Source organism: Buttiauxella massiliensis, from assembly GCF_902500225.1.
Classification (GTDB): Bacteria; Pseudomonadota; Gammaproteobacteria; order Enterobacterales; family Enterobacteriaceae; genus Buttiauxella; species Buttiauxella massiliensis.
The window spans coordinates 15,196-41,113 of sequence record NZ_LR722664.1; the positions used below are offsets into that span (position 1 = coordinate 15,196).

The window sequence follows — 25,918 nt, forward strand, 5'->3', positions numbered from 1 at the left end:
AAAACTTAGAAATCATATCCCACGGTTGCAATAACAGAACGCTCTGCACCCCAGTAGCAATAGCCGGTACCGTAACAGCCCGCAACATAATCACGGCCTGTCAGGTTGGTGGCATTAACTTGCACGAAAGCCCCTTTCAAAGATGGCGTCCACGCACCCATATCGGCACGTACCATCGCATCAAGCAGAGTGACAGAAGGTACACGCAGGGTATTTTCGTTATCCGCCCATTGCTTGCCAATGTAGCGTACGCCAGCACCCAGACTGATACCTAAGTCAGCTTTGAACATTCCCCACAAGCTTGCCATTTGGTCAGGCGTCACATACGGCGTGTTACCGTCGTTACCGTCGATTGCATCCTTAAAGCGTACTTTGTTGTATGTGTATCCAGCGATGGTTGAGAAACGCTGATTCCACTGCGAACGCGCTTCCAGCTCAACGCCCTGCGAGTGAACTTTACCTGCTGGCTCAAAGTAGCTGCCCTGAACTACACGGTTACCGACATCTTTTTGTGTCAGGTCGTACAGCGCAACGGTATACATATCTACTGTGCCAGCTGGCTGATATTTCACACCCGCTTCGTACTGCTCGGCAGTGGTCGGCTTCAGCAATTTGCCTTCAGCATCAGGCAGAACTTGCGGTGTAATTGCCTGGCTGTAACTGACGTAAGGAGAAACCCCGTTGTTGAACGCATACAGCAGGGAGGCACGTCCGCTGAAATGATCATCGGTGCGGTTATCAGTCACGTCACTGTCAATGGCTTCAGCCACGATATGGCTTTTGGTCACCATATGGTCGTAACGACCAGACAGCGTCATATGCCACTGATTCCACTTCATATCATCTTGTAAATAGACGCCAGTTTGTTCGTACTGGCGTTTACCTGCTTTGGTCAACAGACCCTGGTTGATAGTGGCGTAAGTCGGGTCACGCGGATCGTAATAGTAGAAACCGCCAGGTCCACCGGACTCGCCCGTCCATGGATTTAGGTTGGTGGTATAAGCAGAATCGTCAGACAGGTTATTGGTGTATTTATGGAATTCCCCGCCAAGCACCACTTTGTGGTCCAGTTCGCCGGTTGCGAAATCGGCTTCCAGTTGGTTATCGATGGCGTAAGCATCGAGAGACGAGGTTTCACCGCTGTAATAACGCATCAATTCGTCGTGTGCGGCATCTGCCCAACCAATCTGGTATGCCTGCTTGAGGCCCACGTTTGAGTGGGTGTAGCTGGCGTTAGAGCGGAACGCCCAAGTGTCATTAAAGTTATGAGCGAACTCGTAACTGTAAATCTGCTGGTGGCGTTTGAATTCGTCATTACCCGGTTCTACATCAGAGAAACCGGTGCTGAGTTTACGGCCAGTAGAAGAGTAGAGGCTGCCATCAGCCGGAACCGATCCGTGGAAGCCACCTGAAGGATCTTTTTCCAGGTATGCACGCATCACCAATGAGGTATTTTCGCTCGGCTGCCACAACACAGACGGGGAGATGGCGTAGCGTTCTTCACGGGTTTTCTCATACTGGGTATCAGTATTTTTTGTCATACCGATGAGGCGCCAGGCCCATTCATCGTTAATCGCATTGGTATAGTCGAATGCGGTGCCAGTGGTATTGTTGTTACCGTACATGGCTCGGACGTGGCCTTCCTCAATGAACTGCGGTCGCTTTGAGGTCTCCATTACCAGTCCGCCAGGAATGGTTTGTCCGTAAAGTGCGGAAGAAGGCCCTTTGATAACGTCAATACGCTCAAGGAACCATGGATCAACCTGCACCACGTTGTAGCTGCCGCCGTCACTCATCAGGCGCAAGCCGTCAAGGAACGTGTTATTCACATCACCGCCGTGGAAACCGCGCAGAGCGACGGTGTCATAACGGGTTGCACCACCAGCAAAACCAGTGAAAGCACCCGGTGTGTAGTTGAGCGCGCTGTTTACAGATAATGCGCCCTGATCATCAATTTGTTGACGAGTCACGACAGACACCGACTGACCGGTAGTGATTAACGGCTCATCAGTTTTGGTAGCACCACGGCTAACCGTCGCGCTGTAACCTTGAGTTGGGCTGGTGGAGGTTTCTGTCAGTGTATCGGTCACAATAACGGTATCTTCCGCCATCGCGTAGGTTGGAGCAGCAAGAGCAAGCGCGCAGAGTAAAGCGGAACGCTTTACGGTAAATGCCAGTTTCATTTAATTATTTTCCCGAGAATGTCTTTTTTGTTATCACCTGAAGGGCCGATCTGTGTCGGAGAGGTTGGTATAAATTCAGGCGATCTTATAACGAATAGGAATGCGAATTATTATTGTTATTGTTTGTGTAAGCAAGTGCAAATATTGGCAGGTAGAGAATTAAAACCCATGAAAATATTAGTGTTTTTACAGAGGAGTACGACCCTCTCCATGGGAGAAGGTCTAACGAGAGTCGGTGGTGGGAGAATTTTTACTCCTTCTCCTTGAGAGAAGGAGAAGGAGGGGATGAGGCCATTGGAACGACTTTACTGGGTTGAAGCCGCCGTAGGTTTTGTAGTTTCAGTCACAGGTCCCGGTGTTGCTGAAGGCAATTTATCCGGTGTGGAATCGCAGGGCTTCTCTTTACCGCATAACAAATCGAGCATTTTCAGCGTCACGCCGTTGGTCCAGCCAAAACCATCCTGGAGAGGATATTCTCCGCCACCACCGCCCGTACCCGTGCTGGATACATCATACTTTTCAACCAGTTTCTGCTCGCGGTTGTAGGTATGCTGCACATTGGTGAGGAAGCGCCAGGTGACTTCCATGGCTAAATCTTTATGCCCATAGTTCTGTAGCCCTTCGGTGGCTACCCATTGCAGCGGAGCCCAGCCATTTGGTGCATCCCATTGCTGGCCCGTTTTCAGATTGGTTGTCGCAAGTCCACCGGCTTTAAGCAGTTGTGCACGGGTGATGGTTGCCATTTTGTCCGCACGCTCTTTCGAGGCCACATGCACATAAAGCGGGAACAGTGCGGCGGCGGTCAACTGAGAACGAACAGCTTTAGTTTTGAGATCGTAATCGGCATACCAGCCCTGTTTGCTATTCCACAAATGCGCTTCCATAGCTTTCTGGCGAGCATCAGCCAGTTGCTGGTATTGCGTTGCTGCACTGGTGTCTTTCGCTACAGTGCTGGCGTGCGCCAGCGTTTTTTCCATCTGGAATAACAGGGCGTTTAAATCCACCGGCACGATTGAGGTGGTGCGAATCGAACCTAGTTGTTCTGGGTTATCCATCCAACGAGAGCTGAAATCCCAGCCCGAGGCGGCAGCGGCACGCAAATCACGGTAGATTTCAGTTGCCGGGCGATTCGGGTTGTTCTTCGCGGTTGTCACATCATCCAGATAAGATTCAGTACGTGGCGTATCTCGGTCATCCCAATAGCGGTTCAGGACAGAACCATCTTTAAGTTTCACCACGCGCAGGTTTTCAGTGCCCGGTTGCAGCGTATCGCTGCCCTGCATCCAGTAGGCGTACTCTTTTTTCAATTGCGGCAGGTAAGTGGTGTAGGTTTCATCACCGTTATGGCTGGCCAACAGTTTGACCATAAAGGCAAAGAACGGTGGTTGCGAACGGCTTAGATAATAACTGCGGTTGCCATTGGGAATATGCCCCCAGGCATCAATTTCATGGGCAAAGTTGTCCACCATATCCTGCACTTTGTCCCAGTGACCGCTTTCTGCAAGCCCGAGCATGGTGAAATAGCTGTCCCAATAATAGACTTCGCGAAAACGCCCGCCGGGTACGACATACGGCTTAGGTAACGGCAGCAACGAGTCCCATTTATCAACGCTGTCTGTGGTGCGCGTCAGCACCGGCCACAGGCTATCGATATGTTCACGCAATGTCTGTCCTTCAGGTGGAACATATTTTTCACCCTCGCGCGGCAAGGTGAAGTTCACATTCACAAAATGACGTAAATCGAAGCCAGATTGATTGCGCTGCATGCGGTAGTCCGCAAGGATCATTAACGGATCGTTATTAGGAACCGCATCTGCAAATGTCTTTTGGTCAGGGAATAATTTTGCAGTCTGGACATCGGTAAATAACGGGCCAAGGAGCACATCTGGTGGCTGGGGCTGCGGTTGTTGTTCGCCAGCCGCCGAAGCGGGCAAGGTAAAAGCGACGAACGCACAACCGATAGCTATTTGAATCGCAAGCAATAAACTACGTGGACGGCGCAAAGCAGGATTTATCATCTATTGTTCTCCTTTTCATGATCGCGTGAAGTTTTAGCGATCAACCCTATGAAAACCTTAGACGAATTTGCGGGCAGTACCAGGTGCCATGTCGCATATTAAAGGAAAGCAGATAATTTACCGCTGGCACGGGCTCTTACCCTTGCGGATTAATCAACCATGTTCCTGCTTTTTCCACAGACAACGTCATGTTTCGCGTCTGGTTATTATCACGCAGGGTAATCTGATATTTTCCGGCAGGCAGTTGCAGGAAACCATAACCATTGGCCCCCGGCGTGATTTTTTCTGTTTTGCCATTCACTTCCAACTCTTCACCGTCATTCATGCGGACATAAACGCGCGCCAGCATACCGTCAGTGGCGGGTAGCGGAGTTTGAGTTGCCACCGCCTGGACTTTTTGTACCGCGGATGTCTCAAGTTTCGCAGTCTCAGAAGTCGGTGTTGTCGAGAAATGACCACCAAAAATAACCGCACCTACAGCCACGCCGACTAACAAACTGGCCGCTATCTGTAGTGGCAATTTGTAGCGTTTGCGCAACGGAGACAGCGGGGTAATCTCGGCATCTTCAAGAGCAACCAACATGGTGCCTGGTTGTTTTAGCGATGTGAGGCCATTGATGCCGCTCATCGGAATCTCGGCAAGGGCCGCAAATTCAGCAATAGATTGCGGGCGGTCTTCAGGTTTTAGCGCCAGGGCGTGATCGACGGCCTGCAACAAACTGTGGGAATAGCCTTCAGGGCGATTCTTCGCGAGCTTAACGCAAGGGTCCTGAATTGTGCGGGTAACACTGGCTGGGGGGCAAGTGCCTGTTATCAAAGTATAAAGAATGGCGCCGAGTGCGTAGATATCAGTCCACGGCCCTAGTTGGTTTTCGAGATCGTCAGCGTACTGTTCCAACGGGGCAAAACCAGGATTAAGCGGTGTTTTAATCTCGTCGCTGTTTTCTGAATTGGCGCGCAGTGGAGCACCTGCATTAAGTAGCAGCGGCGCTCCATTGTCCTGAATCTGAATACTACGCAGGGACAAATCACGATGAATAAATCCTTCGTCGTGCAATGTTGCCAGCGCCCCGCACAGCATCGGTAATATGCTGCGTAACCAGGCATCGTTGATGATTTCGGGATGTTGCTGATGCAGCTCGGCAAGCGTCATGCCGCTGAAGTAACGTGTTGCCGCATAGGCGGTTTCGTTTTGCGTCCAGAAGCTTAAAACCTGAAGCAGGTTAGGGTGGTTGAATTGCGCAAGCTGACGAGCCGACTGCACAAAACGATTCATGCCCAAGCTGAACGCCTGGCTGTCTTGTTTACTGCGCAAAACCAGCTGCATATTATCGCTACGAATGGTCAGCGCACGCGGCATAAACTCATTGATAGTTACCTGTCGTTCGAGTTGATGATCCCACGCTTTATAAACCACGTTGGTATTGGTGGACTCAGTCACTTGCTGAATTTCAAACTCGTCGAAACGGAAACCTGGCGGCAGAGCTTCGGGAAGTTCTTGTTCGTAATCTTTATCAGTCATGATGGCCTTTCTCTGCACGAAATCGACGAATGTTCACAGGTTATTTCTGGGCGCGCCATGCGCCCACCGCCGGATCACGCAATTGCGGACGCAGGGAGTCAATCAACAGCAAGGTAATAGGTGTATCTGGCGCAAGCCATGCCGACCATACTTTGCGTACTTGGTTTAAACGCGCCTGAATTCCAGCCTCATCAACCGTCATTTCACGTGGAACTTCAACAGCCACGGTTCCGGTGGCTTGCCAGCCATTTAGCTCGGAGTTATAGGGCAAAATCATCCAGCTCTGCGGCGCGTGTTCATTACTGACGACCATGCGTTCATTGTTCAGGCTGGTGATAAGCAGGCTGTCAGAACCCGCATCGGCGCTCAGCCCACTGACCGGGAAACCATGTACGAAGGTCATCTCATTGCGTTTTTCACCGTGAATACCGCTTTGAATGATTTCACTACGCCCATTTAGCCAACCGCCGTTTTCACATTTCCCGTTGGGGATAAACATTGCCGAAGCGTTGGCGTCTCCTTGCCAGAAGGTGCGCAGATGGCAGCCATCCTGCAACGTAAACTCCTGCCATGGGGTGCGGTCAGCTAACGGCGAGCTCTCATTGGAAAGCGGCAGTGTGTTTGGTTCAGCTGAAACTACCGGCGCAACAATGACTGCCCAATCACTGTTTTTGGTCGCGGTGCCAACGGCAAGCGTCTGGCCTTGTGGATCTTCCAGTTTCCAGTTCACCAGTTGAACAGAGCTACACTGGCTTTCCAGCAAGGTGCCAAGACGCGGCATAAAAACGTTGAGCACAGACGGATTTTTATCGCCATTGGCTACGATTCGTAAGGGGAGTTCAGCAGCACACCAGCTCTGTGGCGTGTTGTTTTGCACATCATCTATCCAGACATCCAGCTTTTGCGAAGGAGACTGAACGATACGGTAGTTCCCAGCCCATACGGTTGTAGATGCCAGCAACAGCGCCAGACCCGAAAGCCAGAGTTTCATAGAAATCCTTGTTAGCCGAGCAATATTAAATAAAAGGCTATGACACAAAACGCCTTTGATTAATCAATAATCCAGGTGCCGCTATTAGCGTTCTGACAGGCTTTGCTGGCGTCATCGACGGCAACACAAGTCGTTTTCTTAGAAGCCTTACGCGGACGTGGGCGATCTTTTTTTAGCGTCTGGGCGTAAAGTTCACTTTTGACCAGAGCGCGCGCAGGAACATAGCCCAACATTTCTTGTTTATCTTGCTCTGCAATCGCGAGCCATTTGTTCTCGACCTCGCCAAGCACGGTATAACTTTGTCCGTTTTCAAGGGTACTTATCACTTTCCCACCAAAATCCGGCTTGCTCAAAATAGAGCCCGGATAGAGTGCCCGATAACTGGCGTTAACTGGGGTGAACTCTTGTGGTGCGGCTACAGCGTAACGGTGTGTGAGGGTGACGCCATTGATTTCACTAGTCACGATAGTATCGTCCGTCATTTTTGGCGGCGGTGCTTTACAACCTACTACAGTGGCAACAACAGCAATGATCAACAGGCTTCGCAATTTCATCGTAACTTTCCCTGAAAATATGATTCAAACCTGGTCGCCGGGAGGAGGTAAAAATGGCGAAGAAGAAATCCAGGAATCTGAAGGATTATTCACACTGCTTATACATAGTAACTTTAATTTTACATCGCTTGATTCACAATTCAATGGCGATGTAACTGATTGACATCATTAAGTGTTAAGTGGGTCAAGAACAGGGGCAAGAGTGATGATTCACAGGTTGAATGTTATATCCTTACAGGTTAGCAGTAGCATATATTATAAAACATCATTTCAATTTTAGGACGGAGTATGACGATGGAACCGTTATTGCCTAATATCTGCGATTTTATTGCACATGTTTCGCCACTTAGCACGCTCCCGGTAGAGGCGCAAAATGAAATCGCGCGCTCCATCAGCATTAGCTATCTGGCGGTTGGCGAGACGCTGCCTTTCGATATTGCGGCTGTTGAGCGCTATCTCTACATCGTACGTACCGGTTCGCTTGAGCAACGCTGGAGTGATGGGGTGCTACGTGCCCGTCTGGGACCAGAAGACTTGTTTGGTTTCACCTTCCTTGAAGGGATTCCGGGTAATCCTGAAGATTGTTACAACGTCACTGCTATCGAAAATACGCTGCTATACCAAATCCCGCACAGCGTGCTGAAATCGATGCTGCAAAAATATCCTCAATACGCGACACACTTTTCGATTAACGCTCATGAACGCCTGAATGGCGCGATGGACATTGTCTGGAGCGATGAAGACAAAGGTATGTTTGTGCGTAAGGTTGCGGATCTGGCGAGCAGCACGATTTCCGTTGTTGAATCAACAACGTCCATACAAGAAACGGCCAGGCAAATGCGCTGGGTCGATCGCTGCTCAACGGCAGTAATAATGGATGATGACAAAATTATTGGCATTATCAGTGACCGGGATATGACGCGACGCGTAGTGGCGGAAGGTTTTGATATCTCGCGCCCGGTTAGGGAAGTAATGACTGCTGCACCGATAACTGTTTCATCGGGTGATCTGGTGATGCATGCGGTGGCGCTGATGATGCGCCACGGTGTCAGTAGCTTGCCGGTAGTTGATTGCCAAAAACCAGTTGGCCTACTGACGGCTTCGCATCTGGTGCAGCATCATCGCGTGCAGGCCATTTTCCTGATCGAGCGTATTAACCACTGCCAATCTGTCGCTGAACTAGCCGTTCTTAAAGTTGAACGACAGGCAATATTCGAAGCGTTAGTGGAGGGGAATTTGCGCAGTGGCGCGGTTGAAATGGTGATGTCGATGCTGATGGATGCCTTCACCCGCAGGTTAATTGAACTTGCCCTTAGCGAGTTTGGCGAGCCACCTTGTGAATTCTCATGGATAGTTGCAGGCTCGCACGCCCGAAATGAAGTTCATGTTCATTCCGACCAGGATAGCGCGATTATTTTGCCCGACAGTGCAGGCATTGAAGAGCAAATGTGGTTTTTACGCTTTGCCCGATTTGTTTGCCTGGGGCTTGATGAGTGTGGCTATCCATTATGCACTGGCCATTTTATGGCTTCTGAGAGCCGTTGGTGCCAGCCGCTGTCGGTATGGCAAGCCTGTATTCGCAAATGGGTCACTAACCCGGAATATACGCAGCTATTGAATGCCACAGTATTTCTGGAAACGCGCGCATTTTACGGCAACACCTGGCTGCATGATGCATTCCAGCAATCCTTGCTGAACGATATAGCCGCTCATCCTGGCTTCTTACGTTCACTTACCCGTGATTCGGCCAATACTTCGCCACCTCTTGGTATCTTTAACAATTTGGTGCTGGAAAAAAGTGGCAACGACAGTAAGACACTTAACATCAAACGCTTTGCACTAACGCTTATTATCGACTTGTCACGGATTTACGCGCTGGCAGCAGGGTGCAGTGAAACCAGCACTGAAGCGCGTTTCCATGCTGCACGCGATAAAGGATTAATGTCACCTGGTGGTTGTACTGACATCATTGATGCTTTTCATTTTTTAACCCGACTGCGTTTTAACCACCAGTTGTCGCAGCTGCGTAAAGGGATTACCCCCGATAACCAGATTGACCCGCGTGAGTTTGGCAGCTTTGAGCGCAAGCATCTGAAAGATGCCTTCCGGATTATTGCCCGCCAACAAGAGCTGGCCCGGATGCTGTTTGTGAAGGGGTAATAATGAGTTTTCTATCGCGTATTTTTCCACCTTCACGAGAAACCCGTTTGCAGACCGAGCGCGAGCAGTGGCTGCGTGTGCCTGGCTTGAGTCATGCATTAAAACAGCTATTAGAAGCCCCATTGCCGGATTTCAACGCGACCGTAACTGATGTTCCCTGGTTGGTGTTTGATTTTGAAACCAGCGGCCTTGATGCCACTACGGATTGTATTTTGTCGATTGGCAGTGTGGTTGCCCGAAATGGGCAAATCGGGCTTGCGAGCGCGCAGCACCACTATATTTCCACCGGTAATCCGGTGAATGCGCGTAGCGCGATCATCAATCACATCACCCCGGAAATGCTGCGTGAGGGCGTTTCTCTGGATGAAGCCATGGAGGCTTTGTTCGCGAGCCTGACGGGGCGAGTGGCAGTGGTTCATGGTCGAATGGTTGAACGGGCGTTTATTAACGCCTGGCTGTTTACGCGTTACGGGCGGGAAGGGCTGCCCTTATTGTGGATTGATACGCTGGAGCTTGAGCGACGTCATCAACAGGCGGCAAGACGCATGCAGAACGACTTGCGGCTATCGAGTATTCGACGTGATTACCATCTTCCTGATTACCCGGCGCATCATGCATTGTGCGACGCGGTGGCGACAGCAGAAGTACTACTGGCACAGATCCGTGCGCGCTCGCACGCCCATGATTTGCCGTTGAATGCGTTTCTATGCGATTGAAGTAAAATCTTGGCTGAGGTTTGAGTTAATTGCTGAGACTGCGGTGCAGTTATAATTTAAACCTCAATAAGTTTAATTTATGGTGATTTAACTCACAGATAAGCTCACTACTATTAGACAAATATATCCATTGGAATAATGTATTATTATGTTTAACGAGAGTTGATTTATTATGATTATCGTAATTAATTCATATGCAATCTCTAAGTGGTTCAATATTGACACCATTATCGTCAACCATCGCCCCTAGTACCCTTCCTGATTAATGCGATATAAACAAGTGCAGATGCAGTGTCATCTTTTTGTTTCGCATACTCCAAATGATTATGTCCTGTTGGCGAAATACTCACGCCTGATTTCCTATTTGCCTTTATCTGGCAAAGTTTAGGGTTATGGCGGTAATTCTGCCTATGCTTGTTCGACATAATACCATTAAGGGATGCATACAGCTTATGACAGTCATTCATAATAGATGAATGACTGCGGGTCCTGCTATATATAAATATGATTAAGGATTTCACAATGAATAATTTCAAACATTTGCCAGAGCCATTCCGTATTCGTGTCATCGAGCCTGTTAAACGCACTACGCGTGAACACCGTGAAAATGCCATTATCAAATCAGGCATGAATCCATTTTTGCTCGACAGTGAAGATGTTTTTATTGATTTACTGACAGACAGTGGTACGGGTGCTATTACCCAGAATATGCAAGCTGCAATGATGCGTGGTGATGAAGCCTACAGTGGAAGCCGAAGTTATTATACCTTAGCCGATGCGGTTAAAAATATTTTTGGCTACCAGCACACTATTCCTACTCACCAGGGGCGTGGTGCAGAGCAAATTTATATTCCTGTATTAATCAAAAAGCGCGAGCAGGAAAAAGGCCTGGACAGAAGCAAAATGGTTGCGTTCTCAAACTATTTCTTCGACACCACTCAAGGGCACAGTCAAATAAACGGTTGTACCGTGCGTAATGTTTATATCAAAGAGGCATTTGATACCTCTACTCGCTATGACTTTAAAGGTGATTTTGATCTCGAAGGGTTAGAAAAAGGGATTGATGAAGTCGGGGCCAGTAATGTTCCTTATATTGTTGCTACAATCACCTGTAATTCTGCTGGTGGGCAACCTGTCTCAATGGCAAACCTGAAGGCGATGTATCAACTTGCTAAAAAATATGACATTCCGGTAGTCATGGACTCAGCACGTTTTGCTGAAAATGCCTATTTCATTCAACAAAGGGAAGCTGGTTATAAGGACTGGAGCATAGAGGAAATTACCCGGGAAACATATAAATATGCCGATATGTTAGCCATGTCTGCGAAGAAAGACGCCATGGTTCCGATGGGTGGATTACTCTGTATAAAAGACGATAATTATTTTGATGTTTATACCGAGTGCAGAACGCTTTGTGTTGTCCAGGAAGGCTTCCCAACGTATGGCGGTTTAGAAGGTGGTGCAATGGAGCGGCTTGCAGTAGGGCTCCATGATGGCATGAATCAAGACTGGCTGGCTTATCGCATCGCGCAGATTCAATATTTGGTAGACGGCCTTGAAGCCATCGGTGTGACCTGCCAGCAGGCAGGTGGCCATGCAGCGTTTGTTGATGCGGGTAAATTACTGCCGCATATTCCTGCAGAACAGTTCCCGGCTCAGGCACTTGCCTGTGAGCTATACAAGGTTGCAGGAATTCGTGCTGTTGAAATTGGCTCATTCTTACTGGGCAGAGATCCTAAAACAGGCGAGCAATTACCATGTCCGGCAGAACTGCTCCGTTTAACCATTCCGCGGGCAACCTATACCCAATCACATATGGACTTCATTATTGAAGCCTTCAGTCATGTAAAAGAAAATGCTGTTAATATTAAGGGATTAACTTTTACATACGAACCCAAAGTATTACGCCACTTTACCGCTAAGCTCAAAGAAGTTTAATTAATTATAATCTACCTGGAGTGGCCATGTTCCCCGTGGCCATTCCTTTTCTGCGCGAAGGTATATAGCTAAAGAAAAACAATATTAAATAGGAGGCCATATGGAAGATAACTCCAGTGCCAAGCATTCATCTTTTTGGGGAATTATGGTTATTGCAGGGACCGTAATTGGTGGAGGAATGTTTGCTTTGCCGGTTGATCTCGCCGGAGCTTGGTTTTTTTGGGGCGCATTTATATTAATAATATCTTGGTTTTCAATGCTGCATTCCGGTCTGTTGCTGTTAGAGGCTAACTTAAACTATCCCGTAGGCTCCAGCTTTAACACTATTACAAAAGATCTAATTGGTAATAAATGGAATATTGTAAGTGGAATCACTGTTGCCTTTGTTTTGTATATATTAACTTATGCTTATATTTCGGCAAATGGCGCGATTATTAGTGAAACCATTAGAATGAATTCAGGGGTAAACCTGAACCCGAGGGTTGTAGGGGTTTCTACGGCTGTTTTTGTTGCTTGTGTTTTATGGTTTAGCTCGCTTGCGGCCAGCAGGATTACCTCTCTATTTCTAGGCATAAAAATAATTGCTTTTGTTATTGTCTTTGGTTCGCTTTTCTTTCAGGTGGATTATTCGATATTAAGTGGCGCAGGTGAGGGTGGTGAGGTTATGCAATCATACTTCCCTTATGTTTTTATGGCACTACCAGTATGTCTAGCCTCCTTCGGTTTTCACGGCAATATTCCTAGCCTCATCATCTGTTATGGGAAGAAAAAAGATAAATTAATAAAAAGTATTGTCTTTGGTTCTTTACTTGCTCTGATTGTCTATCTGTTTTGGTTGTACTGTACGATGGGTAACATCTCACGTGATAATTTCAAAGGGATTATTGCCTCGGGTGGGAATGTTGACTCTTTGGTAGGTTCATTCCTCGGAACAAACCAAAGCAGTATGATTGAGTTTTGTTTACTTCTTTTTTCTAACCTGGCTGTAGCAAGCTCCTTTTTTGGTGTCACGTTAGGGTTGTTCGATTTTCTGGCGGACTTATTTAAATTTAATAACTCACATCTCGGTCGGCTTAAAACAACATTGCTCACTTTTCTACCCCCGGTACTGTTATATCTGATTTTCCCTAATGGTTTTATTTATGGTATAGGCGGTGCCGGACTCTGTGCAACAATCTGGGCGGTCATCATTCCTGCCATTCTTGCATTAAAATCAAGGAAAAAGTTTCCTGAGCAGATTTTTACAGTTTGGGGTGGCCGAATAATTCCCGCTGTAGTTATTGTTTTTGGGGTGGTTGTGATTTTTTGTTGGTTTGGAAATATGTTAAATATCTTACCCAAACTTGGATAATAAAAACTATGCCGGATAGAAATCATTGTCTTCCAGACTCGACTCGTCCGGCATCTCTACCCACACTGATGTCATTGCCTGTTGTTGCCTATCATGCACTTGGGCCTCTGGGGTGATTAAGTTGTACAGCCTGCGGCTAGCACCTCACGGTTCACCGCCAGCAGGAGGGGCAAGAGTGCTCTTTACCTGCTACAAACTTAAATGATAAATATTACATCAGCACTGCATCTGCTCCTCAATCCGATATATCACCCAATATATCCAGCCACAGACTAGTAGAATATTCTTGAGATGGGTTTGTCTCAGTTATATATCGCTAATTAATGTTCTTTATTATTCCTGAGCCATGTTGATTTTAGGCAGAAACAGTTAAGCATATCTGCTATAACAATCGACGAATATTGTTCCCAGGCGTTAAAAGCTACCGCTTTCGACACAGTATTAGCCATTGTTAATTAACTCATCATTCATACAACATACCTTGCTGATATTTTGAAGTGTGTAACGAGAAGGTTGTGTTTACTGACATAATGGCGGGTTTATTTGTTTTAATAATTAACATCAAATAACAAGTTCTACCGCAACAGGTAGGCGATAAATGCAAAACATAAGCGGAAATAGACCGCGCAACACAATATGAAGGCTTTTATGGGCAAGACAATCATTACTCAATTTTCTTATCAGTTTGCAGCGACGAATGAACCCGTTGCTCGGGCGGTCGACGGGGATACGTTAACCTTCAAAACACAAGACTGCTTTTCAGGACGAATTGTTGACCAGTCTGATTTAACCACCTCCTTTAACTACGATACGGCAAACCCTGCAACCGGGCCGGTGTTCGTCGAAAGCGCACAGCCAGGCGATATTCTGGTGGTCGAAATTCTCGATATCCGTGTGGCGGCACGTGGTGTAGTCACCACTTTACCAGGCTGTGGCCCGCTTAGTGATACCCAGGAAATTCGCACTAAGCCTGTTGAAATCATTGACGGTAAAGCGCTGTTCAATGACCTGCAAATTCCTATCGACCCAATGGTTGGTGTGATTGGTGTTGCCCCGGCGCATGGCGAAGTCCGTTGCGGATTCCCGGGAAATCACGGCGGGAATATGGACTGCAAACAGATTAATAAAGGTGCGGTGCTCTATTTACCGATTCAGGTAGAAGGTGCGTTATTTGCTCTTGGCGATCTCCATGCGGTGATGGGTGATGGGGAGTTATGCGGTACGGGGCTGGAAATCTGCGGGGAAGTGGACGTACGCCTAACGGTTCTAAGGGGGCAGTCTATTCAATGGCCGGTGCTGGAAACGCCAGAAAAATGGTACACCATCGCCAGTGCTGCACACTATCCCGATGCGCTGAAACTTGCCGCTGAGCAAATGCAGTCGCTTATCTGCAAGGCGTACGGCTGGGATCTGACCGACGCTTATCTGTACATGAGTTTGCAAAGTGACACTGAAATTTGCCAGGCATGCAAACCGTGTCTGGTTGATTTGATTGTGCGTATTGGCACACCAAAAAGAATCGATAAGCCGTTAATTTCCCGGAGTGAAGCATGAAGAACGCATCCGCTGAACCAACATTGAAAGTCACTCTGAGTTATAAAGATTTGGTTATCTACGGCCTTGTCTTTATGGTCATCATTGCGCCAATGTCCATTTTTGGTTTTGTCAGTAAAGAAAGTCACGGCATGGCACCGCTGGTGTATGTAGTGGGCGTCGCGTGTATGATTTTTACCGCGTTGAGCTATCGCAAAATGTCCCGCCGCTACCCGATTGCGGGTTCTGTCTATGCCTACGTCAATAAAGCCACTAACCCGCACATCGGTTTCCTTGCAGGCTGGCTGATTATGATGGATTACCTCTTTGCACCGGCATTGCTATACGCAATGACTGCGACCTGGTGTACTGACTTGCTGCCGTTTATTCCTGGCTGGGTGTGGATTGCATTCTTTATGCTGACAAACTGCTGGGTGAATATTCGCGGTATTGAAAATACGGCGAAGGCCGATATTTTCATTTTCAGTATTTCTGCTCTGGCGCTAATTGTGTTCCTGGTAGTCGGCATCAACTATATTGCGCATGGCGGTGGTGTGGGCGAGTTTACCCTGACACCGTTCTATCAACCGAATGTCATTAACCCGCAATTCATTGGTACGGCCGTCACAATTGCAGCGCTCTCTTTCCTTGGTTTTGACGGAATTAGTACGCTTGCTGAAGAGGCTAAAAATCCGACTAAAGATATTGGTAAAGCGATTATTGCCGCGCTATTTATCGTCGGTGGGTTGTTCATTCTGCAGTGTTATATCGCAACGCTTATCCAGCCTGACTTTATGAAGATGGATGCGGATAGTGCCTTCTTTGATGCAGCATTCCTTGCAGGTGGCGCACCGCTGAAGATTTTCCTGCTGGTCGTTAACATCCTTGCGGTGGGCATTGCCAACACATTAGCGGCACAGGCTGCGGCTTCACGTATTGTCTTTGGCATGGCGCGTGACCACTTCCTGCCTTCTATGTTTGCCAAAATCCATCCAACCTACCGTACGCCATGGATCAGTACCATTGCGATTGGTGCGCTGTCTTTGGTTCTCGGGTTATCGCTGTCGATAGACTTCCTGGCGAAGTTGATTAACTTCGGCGCGATGAGTTCGTTTATCATTTTAAATATCAGCGTAATCTGGATGTTCTTTATCAAAGAGAAACGCCGCAATAGTGTGCGTGAAATTCTCTCCAACCTGTTATTCCCGCTGATAGGGACTGCCATTTTGATGTATGTCTGGGTGAATTTCGACTCAGCCACCATGAAGATAGGCTTTACCTGGCTTGTGATTGGTATCGTGATTGGAATGGTGAAAACTCGATTCTATAAGCGTTTACCGAAGCCGGTGGCTCTTACCTGATATATTGTGTAACTGCGGTCAGCCCACTGGTGACCGCAGTTATTAGCGCGACTTCAGCGCTTTTCCTGAGTGTTAATGACTCCCGCACGATTAAGAATATTTTCTATCTCAACCTTCATCTCTTCCGTTAACGGCGTGGCCGGTGGCAATGAATAAACCGGGATATTCAGGCCTACCAGGCGCAGGGCATATTTCACCGCGTTGTAAAACGGCAAGTCCATACTATAAAGCGGCGGTATCCAGGACAGCGATTGTTGTAATTCAATGGCCCGTGAAAGATCTTGTTTGCGCCATGCATCAAGGATCCCACAGGTCAGTTGCGGGGCGAAGTTCGCGCTGGCGGGGATGCAGCCATCACCACCGAGGATCAATGTTCCCAGCAGGTATTCATCATAACCGGCGAAGATCGCAAAATCGGGTCTGTCAGGTTTCACCGCGTGGATGGTTTCACGAATATGGGACAAGGTATCAACGGTATCTTTCAACCCGACAATATTTGGGCAGCTTAGCGCCAGCTCACGAATAACTGGCACCGGGATAGCCTGACCTGTCAGGGCGGGGAAGTTATACAGAAGAATCGGCAACTCAAGTGCGCTGGCGATGGCTTTGTAATGACTCAGCAGATTTGCATTACTTAACGGGTTGTACCACGGGTTGACCACTACCACGCCACTAGCACCCAGTTTTTGGGCATGAAGCCCGGCATCAATGGTCTGTTGCGTGCCACAGTGGGCAATCCCTATCAAAACGGGCTTTCTACCTGCAACCTTCTTTATACAAAACTCTGCAACCTGTGCCCGCTGTGCTTCAGACATATGGGCAAATTCTCCGGCGCTGCCGAGAAAGAACAAGCCATTAACAGGCGATGAGACCAGGTGTTCAATTAACATTGCCTGTGCGACACCATCGAATTCACCATGCGCATCAAACAATGTAGGAACCGGGGGGATAACACCACTAAAACGAGGTTGCTTCATTAGCTACTCCTGCAGGTTTTTTGAGTTTATTGTCCGTGAAAAGCTCATTGCTTGAATCTGTGAATGGTATTAATTGTAGCGGAAGGTGAGATTGTGAAAGCCGATTATGTCGCATTACTGAACTGTTGTTTTAATTACGTACATTAATCGTTCGGGGAAAGGGTTTGCGACCATCTGGGGATGATGGCCGCAGGTAAATCAATATACGTGGTGGTGTGAAATTGATAAACAATCAGTGCTCAAGCATCTCATGGACAACTTGTTCTTTGGACAAATTGTATTGGTAAAACGTCGGCCAGTTATCCATCTCATTGAGTAAGGATTGCTGTGAATCATTACCCACGAATATATGGAAATGTTCGGATTTACGTGGGGAGATAATATGGTCGCTAAACTGCACGTATTTAGGTGCTTTTGATTGACTGTCTTTGCATTCAAACAGATAGCGCACGCCTTTTTTCCCTGAAGTGTAAGTCAGGATTTTATGACCGGCGTACGTGTACTGGCAGGTATTTACCGTGTCACCGCGATGGAATTCGATGACGTTATTCTCGATGCCAATCATATCAATATCAGTGGCATAGCCTTTCTTGTAATACTCTTTATATTGCGCCGCAGTTTTGCTGCTATTGTTGCGCGCTTTTTTCTCCATCACCACATCTAAGTCGCCGTTTAACAGATAAGGATTGACTGACTGCCATACCCCATCCCAATCGCTTAATGCGCGATCCTTCACCTGTTTATTTTCAAATACGCCTTCGCTGGCTTTGCGCTCTGCTTCAGATAGGGGGGCGCCATGTGTATGGCTGTGTGCAAGTGCGTTCGCGCTACTCAGTAACATGCCCATGCCAAGAACCATGGTGGTAATCCGTGCGGTCATCAGTCTCTCCGTTGGTGTTTCAGATAATGAATTAATGTTATAACATAACAATATCGAGATTCAATATCTTTGCACATAAAACCGGAGTGGCAGGTCAGTACTTTTGCTTAATGATATTTGCCAGACGTACAAATGACGGGAGCATATCGCTATCGTTGATACTGGCAAATCCAACTAATAACCCTTTGGATTTCTGTTGATTAAAGTAATAGCGCGACAACGGCCTGACTAAAATGCCTTCTGCATTCGCCTGTTTTGCAATCTGCATATCATCTGCGTCAGGTGGAAGTTGAATAATCAGATGCAGCCCGGCATTGCTGTTGAAATAGCCCAGATACTCTTCACCCAACTGCTGCTTTATTAGCTCAACCAGTTGGTTACGGCGTTTGCTATATAACTGGCGCATTTTGCGAATGTGCGCGGCGTAATATCCTTCTTTGATAAATTCAGCAAGGGCGGCCTGAATGACCTGATGGCCACTACGGTATAGCTCGTTATGCACCTTTTTCAACGGGGCGGCTAAGGGTTTAGGAAGCACCACGTAACCCAGTCGTAGCGCGGGATACAGTGTTTTACTGAAGGTGCCGATGTAAATAACTGGGCTATCTTCTTCAAGACCCTGAAGTGAAGGAATGGGCTGGCCTGAGAAACGAAATTCGCTGTCATAATCATCTTCTACAATCCAGCTGTGGAACTCCCGAGCCTGAGAAAGTAATAACTGACGGCGCGGTAAACTCATTACTGAACCCAGCGGATATTGATGCGAAGGGGTGACGAAAATCAATTTCGGCTTTTCAGCAGGCGATGCTTGCGGAACCAGCCCCTGGTCATCGACTTCAAGTGCTGAAATATTCACGGCGTTCATGCGTAAGATATTTTTAATTCCCCAATATCCGGGTTCTTCAATCCAGGCATGGTCACCAGGGTTGCACAACGTACGAGTGACTAAATCCAGCGCCTGATGAATACCTTCGGTTATCAATATTTGATCGGTTGAGCATTTCACACCGCGCGCGGTACGCAGATAATCTGATAGCGCAGCCTTTAAATCCTCCAGCCCACCAACCGCATCATAAGTGAGATATTCGGGGTTTAAGCGCCGGGAAATACGATCATAAATCTTCTTAAAAGTCCGATGCGGGAAGCTGTTTACATCAGGCACGCCGGGAATAAAATCCCCCCATTGTGCAGGGCTGGCACTGGCGTTCTCAAGCAGTTCAAGGCCGCGTAGCGACAGGCTCGAGCGGTCTTCAGGCTGGGAGGTCTGGAGTGTTTTAGCAACTTGTGTGTTGAGGTTATCAAGCACACTTTCGGTGACAAACGTGCCGCTGCTGGTGCGCGTCGAGATATAGCCTTCAGCCTGCAACTGCTCGTAGACCCGCAAAACCGTATTACGCGACAGCACCAATTCGCTGGCCAAATCGCGGGAAGGAGGCATCCGTGTGGCCGGGCGTAAACTCCCCTCGAGAATGCAATTACATATCGCAACATAAAGTTTCTTATGAAGTTTCTCGGCAGGTGTCTGGCTAAATGCCTGCTTAATCACATCTACGGCAAGTGAACGCATTTGGATCCTAATAATAAAACGATTTGGCACTCGATTCAGGTACCAGATACTGTCTAAATGGATCTCGTAATTCAACCTGTAAATCTGTTTTGTGTGCGAGGGATAAAAAAATGAGCAATAACGAACTCCATCAACGTCGTCTGGCTGCTACTCCGCGCGGGGTAGGTGTGATGTGTAATTTCTTTGCCCAGACGGCAGAAAATAGCACCATCACGGATGTAGAAGGGAAGCAATATATCGATTTTGCAGCGGGCATCGCCGTATTGAACACCGGCCATCGTCACCCACGCCTGGTACAGGCCATTGAGCAGCAACTCCATTCATTTACACATACCGCTTATCAGATAGTCCCTTACGAAAGTTATGTGTCACTGGCGGAAAAAATTAACAAAGTGGCTCCGATTTTTGGGCCTAAGAAAACGACATTTTTCACCACTGGCGCTGAAGCTGTTGAGAACGCCGTGAAGATCGCCCGTGCCCATACTGGCCGCCCTGGCGTGATTGCCTTTAGCGGTGGGTTCCACGGTCGTACCTATATGACTATGGCGTTAACCGGCAAAGTGGCTCCCTATAAAATCGGCTTCGGGCCATTCCCTGGCTCCATTTATCACGTGCCGTATCCGTCGCAGTTGAACGGTACTTCGACTGATGATGCGGTGAAAGCCATTGAGCGACTGTTCAAGTCCGATATCGAAGCCACCCAGGTTGCCGCGATTATCTTTGAGCCAGTACAGGGCGAAGGTGGTTTTAATGTAGCACCGCCTGAATTTGTGGCTGCGATTCGCCAGATTTGTAATACCCACGGCATCGTGATGATTGCCGATGAAGTGCAAAGCGGATTTGCCCGTACCGGTAAAATGTTTGCCATGGACCATTACGCGCATCAAGCCGATCTCATGACCATGGCGAAAAGCCTGGCAGGTGGGATGCCACTATCAGGTGTGGTGGGTAGAGCGGAAATCATGGACGCACCAGCACCTGGCGGCCTGGGGGGAACTTACGCAGGTAACCCGCTGGCGGTTGCTTCAGCTCATGCGGTGCTGGATGTGATTGCGGAAGAAAAACTGTGCCAACGTGCTGATACATTAGGTGAGCGGCTGACAAAAACGCTGCTTGATATTAAAGAGAATTGCCCAGCATTAGCTGAAATTCGCGGGTTGGGTTCGATGATCGCCGCTGAGTTTTATGAGCCATCAACAGGTGAGCCATCTGCCGCTATTGCCCAGCAGATTCAAAAACGAGCATTAGAGCAGGGGCTACTGCTCCTGACCTGCGGCCAAAATGGCAACGTAATTCGTTTCCTCTATCCGCTGACTATTCCGGATGCTCAGTTTGACCAGGCATTAAATATTATTAAGAACGCGACGCAATTGTGAGACTACAGATGATTGAATTAAACAATGCAGACTTGCTGCTAACTACCTGTCCGGTTGATGGTGAGTGGAGTAATGCACTGTCTGGTAAAACAGCTCCAGTTTTGAATGCTGCGACAGGCGAGAAAATCGCAGAGGTTCCTTTTATGGGGCAGGCCGAGACTGTGCAGGCAATTACTGCGGCTGAAGTCGTGCAAAAAGAGTGGAAAAAACAGACTGCGGCAAGTCGGGCTAAAATCCTGCACTGCTGGGTAAGCCTGATTCACGAAAATAGCGAAGATCTAGCCCGATTGATTACCCTTGAAGGTGGCAAACCGCTTGCTGAAGCGCGGGGTGAAATTAACTATGCTGCTTCGTTTATTACCTGGTTTGCTGAAGAAGCGAAAAGAGTGGATGGCGTCTTGTTGCAACCTACCAGTGCCGATCAGCGTTTTATCGTCTCCAAACAGCCGATTGGCGTTTGTGCAGCCATTACGCCATGGAACTTCCCGGCGGCGATGATTACCCGCAAAGTAGCACCGGCACTCGCGGCGGGTTGTGCCATTATCGTCAAACCGGCCGAGCAAACACCGCTAACCGCACTGGCACTGGCAAAACTGGCAGAAACAGCGGGGCTTCCGGCAGGGCTGCTGCAGGTCATCACGGGTGATGCAAAAGAGATTGGTGGCGAACTTTGTCGCAACGCTACGGTTCGTAAACTTAGCTTCACGGGTTCAACCGAGACAGGGCGCTTATTGATGGCGCAATGTGCACCAACGATTAAGAAATTGTCGCTGGAACTGGGTGGGAACGCGCCGGTTATCATTTTCGATGATGCTGATATCGATCTTGCCGTTAAGGGCATCATGGCGTCCAAGTTCCGCAATAGCGGCCAGACCTGTGTTTGCGCTAACCGCATCTACGTTCAGAGCGGAATTTATCAGGCGCTGAGCGTTGAGTTGGTCAAAGCGGTTGAGGCTCTGAAAGTCGGTAACGGCATGGATGACGGGGTCACTCAGGGGCCACTGATCAACGCTAAAGCGATTGAGAAGGTTGAGCTTCATCTTAGCGATGCTCTGGATAAAGGGGCCACCTTGTTAACGGGCGGGCAAAAACATACATCAGGTGGGAATTTCTTCTCGCCAACGGTCGTGGCCAATGTCACGCAAGAGATGCGTTTTGCCAGAGAAGAGACATTCGGCCCGGTTGCGCCACTATTTAAATTTGAAACTGATGATGAAGCAGTGAATTACGCCAATGACACGGAGTTTGGCCTGGCTGCTTATATCTTTACCCGTGATGCGAAACGCCAATGGCAAATTCCGGAAGCACTGGAATATGGCATGGTGGGAGTGAATACCGGGTTGATTTCCAATGAAGTGGCGCCATTTGGTGGGATTAAACAATCAGGTCTCGGCCGTGAGGGGTCCCGCTTTGGCATTGATGAGTACTTAGAAATGAAATATGTCTGCGTGAAACTCTAAACCCTTCAATACTTCGCGCCGCAGCACCATAGGTCGGATTAGCGCAAGCGACATCCGACTTTTCCGCTGATCTTTTCACCCCAGATTGCCCCAAAACACTGCCCATCTGCGAATGTTGCAATCACGCTCACGATCTTAACAATTATGTGACATTAGGCGTATACATATAACATATTATGTTTTATAAAATATGAACACTGCCTGCCCTTATGCCACATAAAGAGAAAAGATATGGAACAGACGACAGACAAAGAAAATCTGCAACATCAGCCAGTTAAAGGCGAGCAATTCAACCGCTCGATAGGGCTGATGTCTAATTTCGCGCTGGGATTTACCTACCTATCACCACTGACAGCGGTGTACTCGCTGTTTGCGCTGGCGGTAACGCTTGCCGGGCCACCGGCGATCTGGTGGATTCTTATCGTTGCCTGTGGCCAGTTGCTGGTGGCGCTGGTATTCGGTGAAGTTGCATCCCAATACCCAATTACTGGTGGTTTGTACCCATGGGCAAGAAGGTTATGGGGGAAAAAATATGCGTGGATTGCAGCCTGGATTTACCTGTGGGCTTTAGTCGTCACCATTACCTCAATCGCGGAATACACCTCCACCTTTGTTGCGTCGTTATTTCACTACGCAACCAGTGCAGGCAACATGATGCTCACATCTGTCGTGCTGCTGCTGATAATGATGGGCGTGAATATGTCCGGAACGAAAAATTTAGCCCGTGTCGCAAAAATAGGTTTCTGGTGTGAAATAGTCAGCGTCATTGCGTTAGGTATCTATCTGTTAATATTCCACCGTTCCCAGCCATTCTCTGTGGTATTTGACTCGATGGGTGTTCTGGCATCCGATGGTAATTACACCACTGCGTTTATGTCCGCATCGCTGATGGGTTTGTTTATGTTCTTTGGCTTTGAAGCATGCGGTAACGTAGCTGAAGAGGTTAAAAACCCAGGTAAGAAGATTCCAATCGCCATGATTCTGAGTATTGTCTTTGGCGCAATTTCCGCGGTGATTTCGATTCTGGGTTATCTGCTGTCGTCTCCGGACTTGATTAACATTGTGAACGGTAAAATTGCCGACCCAATTCCAACAATTCTGAACCAGGCGCTGGGTGAAACAGGTGCAACCATCTTTATTGTGGTCGCTATTATCGCCATGCTCTCTTGTATTCTGTCACTGCAGGCTGCATTGAGCCGTCTGATATTCTCCTTCTCTCGCGATAAGATGCTGCCGGGTAGCGAGTGGATGTCTAAGATCTCTAAACATAGCGTGCCGGATAACGCCATGATTGTGAGTTGTTTATTGCCGGTGATTATCTGCGTCTGGGTCTACTTCCAGCCGGATAGTCTGGCTCGTATCACGGCCTTTGCGGTTATTGGAATCTATATTTCATTCCAGATGGTCGTACTGGCTGCACTGCGTCAACGGCTGAAAGGCTGGAAACCAGCAGGTGAGTGGACTGTGGGTTCATGGGGATTAATCGTAAACGTTCTGGCGTTAGCCTATGGCCTGTGCGGTATTTGGTTACTGGCGCAACCGGCCGCAGGTGAAAGCTTTATTGACCGTTGGACGGTATTGGTAGGGCTTGCGATTGTAATTATCTCAGGACTGCTTTACATGTTCATCACTAAGCCGTTTGGCCGTTCGAACGCACCAGAAAATGATGCGATTGAGTATGCGCGAAAGCTGAGTGTTGAACAGAACTAATACATGTGTATTTAAAGGGAGGATTAGCGCTAAACGCTAATCCTCCCTAAATTTATTTAGCCTGATACAAATTAAAGTAATCATTCTCAAAGACAATCTTCGCCACACTGATATCCAGCAAATCGCCCACCCGGAAACGAGGATGCGTTGAAAAAACAATCCTGCTATCTTTGTTGGTCAGAATGACTTTATTATCGGCGGCGTAAGGTAATAACTCATCCTCAACGCGGCTGACCAATAAATCTATTGCAGCCACTCCTAAAAATTGCTGATTAAAATAAACCGGTACAGCGCTAGTGATGGTGTAAGACGTATTACAGATATAGTCGACGTAGGGGCCATGAATAAATGCGTTACCGACAGTTGGAGCTTGCTTAAACCACTCAAAGGTTCTGAAATCCAGACGCTGTTGCGTGGCCTGGTCTAAATCAAGATTCACCTGTTTTACACCATCAGCTTTCTTATACCACCACTCGAGCAGCCAAAATTCTTTATTACTTCCTGAGCCTTCGATATGGCTGGCAAAGCCCGCACCGGAGCAGTAAACATTACTGTTTAAAGTGGCTTTAATATGATCCTGAATGGTTTTTCTGACGGAAGGCTCAAGCAAATGCTCCAGATTAACATCCTCAATTTCTGCCAGTGACGTTTCAATGTTGCGGGCAAGCAAACCGGTGGATTCAATGGTGGAGTTAATGATGCTATCAATTTTTTCGGTAAGGGCATGGAGTGATGTTGTTAATAGCATATTTATGCCTATTCTTATAGTTTGTCAGGTTGCACTGTATTTCAATTTATTTTCTATCAGATAGAAAGTAAACGTATCGATTAGCTTTTTGGCGATGTTAACTGACTCGGACTCATTGTGTGAAGACAGAGTATTAATTAACGTGGTGTATAGCTCAACAATCTCACCGTGTATATTTTCTGAACGGAACAAAATAGCCACCAGCGACGACCATTCGGACTGCAAAATTAGCTCCTGGTTAGCGAGACGCGCTGACTGAGAACAGGCGGCTATGGCTAACAAACAACGCATATCAGCCTGAGTGCGTGCTTCAGGTGATGTCGCTAAATTGAGTACTTCAACAAATTCACGTAGGCGAGTGATATCTGCGTTCGTCATACGACGCGATGCCAGACGTGTACTGTGGCTAATAATAGCGCAATGCATTTCACCTAAATCCGACAAATAATCGGTACTTAGGGTCTTAAATGGATTAAGGGTATTACTGAATTCCCAAACTTGCTCGCAAACAAAACTGCCGCCATTACGCCCACGAACAGTGTGAATTAAGTTGTTAGCACGCAGCGTATTTAACGCTTCGCGGATGGTGATGTGCGAAACCCCCATCATTTTTGCGAGGTCGGCTTCATTCGGTAATTGCTCATTTGCTTCAAGCAACCCGGTAATAATGGCATTTGAAAGACGCTGAACTATCTGATCGGAACGGCTGGCCTGGCCTATTGGCGCGAATATCACCGCATGAGTAATCATAATTTTACCTGGTGAGATAATCCTTTAAATAGTTCACTGAACATAGCATACAACCCCTTGTTAATGAAGGAATGCTTAAGTGTTGATGCTGGTCCACATGCAACATGTGTCGCTCGTTTTGAA

Annotated in this window: 20 protein-coding genes; 10 read left to right on the forward strand and 10 right to left on the reverse strand. The window is 47.8% G+C overall.

The genetic code is table 11. From position 1 onward, the window contains the following. Positions 1-5: 5 nt before the first annotated feature. The 5 genes from GC128_RS19630 to GC128_RS19650 all read right to left on the reverse strand — a co-directional run bounded on the left by GC128_RS19630 (position 6) and on the right by GC128_RS19650 (position 7,268). Positions 6-2,183 carry a TonB-dependent siderophore receptor gene (locus GC128_RS19630; RefSeq protein WP_151995707.1) on the reverse strand — a complete coding sequence of 726 codons (2,178 nt, stop codon included), beginning with the start codon at positions 2,181-2,183 and terminating at the stop codon, positions 6-8. A gap of 305 nt (positions 2,184-2,488) precedes the next feature. Continuing rightward, entirely contained in the window at positions 2,489-4,201 is a 1,713-nt protein-coding gene (locus tag GC128_RS19635; RefSeq protein ID WP_151995708.1) for an alpha,alpha-trehalase, read from the reverse strand. A gap of 136 nt (positions 4,202-4,337) precedes the next feature. Then, positions 4,338-5,723, reverse strand: coding sequence for a serine/threonine protein kinase (locus GC128_RS19640; RefSeq protein WP_151995709.1), 1,386 nt, complete (start codon positions 5,721-5,723; stop codon positions 4,338-4,340). A gap of 40 nt (positions 5,724-5,763) precedes the next feature. After that, positions 5,764-6,714: a hypothetical protein gene (locus GC128_RS19645; RefSeq protein WP_151995710.1), complete on the reverse strand. Its 951-nt coding sequence runs from the start codon at positions 6,712-6,714 to the stop codon at positions 5,764-5,766. 59 nt (positions 6,715-6,773) lie between these two features. Beyond that, entirely contained in the window at positions 6,774-7,268 is a 495-nt protein-coding gene (locus tag GC128_RS19650) for an SH3 domain-containing protein (RefSeq protein ID WP_151995711.1), read from the reverse strand. A gap of 294 nt (positions 7,269-7,562) precedes the next feature. On the opposite strand from GC128_RS19650, the gene GC128_RS19655 reads away from it, so the two are divergent. The 7 genes from GC128_RS19655 (at position 7,563) to GC128_RS19685 (ending at position 16,327) form a co-directional block, all read left to right on the forward strand. Continuing rightward, positions 7,563-9,428, forward strand: a complete 1,866-nt coding sequence (locus tag GC128_RS19655; RefSeq protein WP_226812192.1) for a putative nucleotidyltransferase substrate binding domain-containing protein — start codon at positions 7,563-7,565, stop codon at positions 9,426-9,428. A gap of 2 nt (positions 9,429-9,430) precedes the next feature. Continuing rightward, the gene (locus GC128_RS19660; protein WP_151995713.1) at positions 9,431-10,144 is read left to right on the forward strand and encodes an exonuclease domain-containing protein; all 714 of its coding nucleotides are present in this window, start codon (positions 9,431-9,433) and stop codon (positions 10,142-10,144) included. Between the two features lie 172 nt (positions 10,145-10,316). Further along, a complete protein-coding gene (locus GC128_RS23320; RefSeq protein WP_134183203.1) occupies positions 10,317-10,394 on the forward strand; it encodes a tryptophanase leader peptide in 78 nt (25 codons plus the stop codon). A gap of 272 nt (positions 10,395-10,666) precedes the next feature. Then, entirely contained in the window at positions 10,667-12,082 is a 1,416-nt protein-coding gene (gene tnaA, locus GC128_RS19670; protein ID WP_151995714.1) for a tryptophanase, read from the forward strand. A 100-nt stretch (positions 12,083-12,182) separates the two neighbouring features. Next, positions 12,183-13,433, forward strand: a complete 1,251-nt coding sequence (tnaB, locus tag GC128_RS19675) for a low affinity tryptophan permease TnaB (RefSeq protein ID WP_151995715.1) — start codon at positions 12,183-12,185, stop codon at positions 13,431-13,433. A 648-nt stretch (positions 13,434-14,081) separates the two neighbouring features. Further along, the gene (locus GC128_RS19680; protein ID WP_226812194.1) at positions 14,082-14,987 is read left to right on the forward strand and encodes an acetamidase/formamidase family protein; all 906 of its coding nucleotides are present in this window, start codon (positions 14,082-14,084) and stop codon (positions 14,985-14,987) included. Then, positions 14,984-16,327, forward strand: coding sequence for an APC family permease (locus tag GC128_RS19685; protein ID WP_151995716.1), 1,344 nt, complete (start codon positions 14,984-14,986; stop codon positions 16,325-16,327). Before GC128_RS19680 ends, GC128_RS19685 begins: the two co-directional genes overlap by 4 nt. A 53-nt stretch (positions 16,328-16,380) precedes the next feature. Here GC128_RS19685 and GC128_RS19690 read toward each other — a convergent pair whose 3' ends face one another. The 3 genes from GC128_RS19690 to pdxR form a co-directional block, all read right to left on the reverse strand. Next, the gene (locus tag GC128_RS19690) at positions 16,381-17,304 is read right to left on the reverse strand and encodes a dihydrodipicolinate synthase family protein (protein ID WP_151995717.1); all 924 of its coding nucleotides are present in this window, start codon (positions 17,302-17,304) and stop codon (positions 16,381-16,383) included. Between the two features lie 232 nt (positions 17,305-17,536). Further along, positions 17,537-18,184, reverse strand: a complete 648-nt coding sequence (gene zinT / locus GC128_RS19695; RefSeq protein WP_151995718.1) for a metal-binding protein ZinT — start codon at positions 18,182-18,184, stop codon at positions 17,537-17,539. 94 nt (positions 18,185-18,278) lie between these two features. Then, complete coding sequence (gene pdxR / locus GC128_RS19700) at positions 18,279-19,751, reverse strand: MocR-like pyridoxine biosynthesis transcription factor PdxR (protein WP_151995719.1); 1,473 nt, start codon at positions 19,749-19,751, stop codon at positions 18,279-18,281. A 110-nt stretch (positions 19,752-19,861) separates the two neighbouring features. Between pdxR and puuE the strand changes: the two genes are divergently transcribed. From puuE to GC128_RS19715, 3 genes are all read left to right on the forward strand, one after another. After that, entirely contained in the window at positions 19,862-21,127 is a 1,266-nt protein-coding gene (gene puuE / locus GC128_RS19705; RefSeq protein ID WP_151995720.1) for a 4-aminobutyrate transaminase, read from the forward strand. Between the two features lie 11 nt (positions 21,128-21,138). Beyond that, positions 21,139-22,587, forward strand: coding sequence for an NAD-dependent succinate-semialdehyde dehydrogenase (locus GC128_RS19710; RefSeq protein WP_151995776.1), 1,449 nt, complete (start codon positions 21,139-21,141; stop codon positions 22,585-22,587). A 231-nt stretch (positions 22,588-22,818) separates the two neighbouring features. Further along, the gene (locus tag GC128_RS19715; protein WP_151995721.1) at positions 22,819-24,297 is read left to right on the forward strand and encodes an APC family permease; all 1,479 of its coding nucleotides are present in this window, start codon (positions 22,819-22,821) and stop codon (positions 24,295-24,297) included. A 52-nt stretch (positions 24,298-24,349) separates the two neighbouring features. On the opposite strand, the gene GC128_RS19720 is transcribed toward GC128_RS19715, so the two are convergent. Together GC128_RS19720 and GC128_RS19725 are read right to left on the reverse strand one after the other, a co-directional pair. Continuing rightward, the gene (locus GC128_RS19720) at positions 24,350-25,045 is read right to left on the reverse strand and encodes a cache domain-containing protein (RefSeq protein ID WP_151995722.1); all 696 of its coding nucleotides are present in this window, start codon (positions 25,043-25,045) and stop codon (positions 24,350-24,352) included. 24 nt (positions 25,046-25,069) lie between these two features. Then, on the reverse strand, positions 25,070-25,795 hold the full coding sequence (locus GC128_RS19725) for a FadR/GntR family transcriptional regulator (protein ID WP_151995723.1): 726 nt from the start codon (positions 25,793-25,795) through the stop codon (positions 25,070-25,072). Positions 25,796-25,918 lie beyond the last annotated feature (123 nt).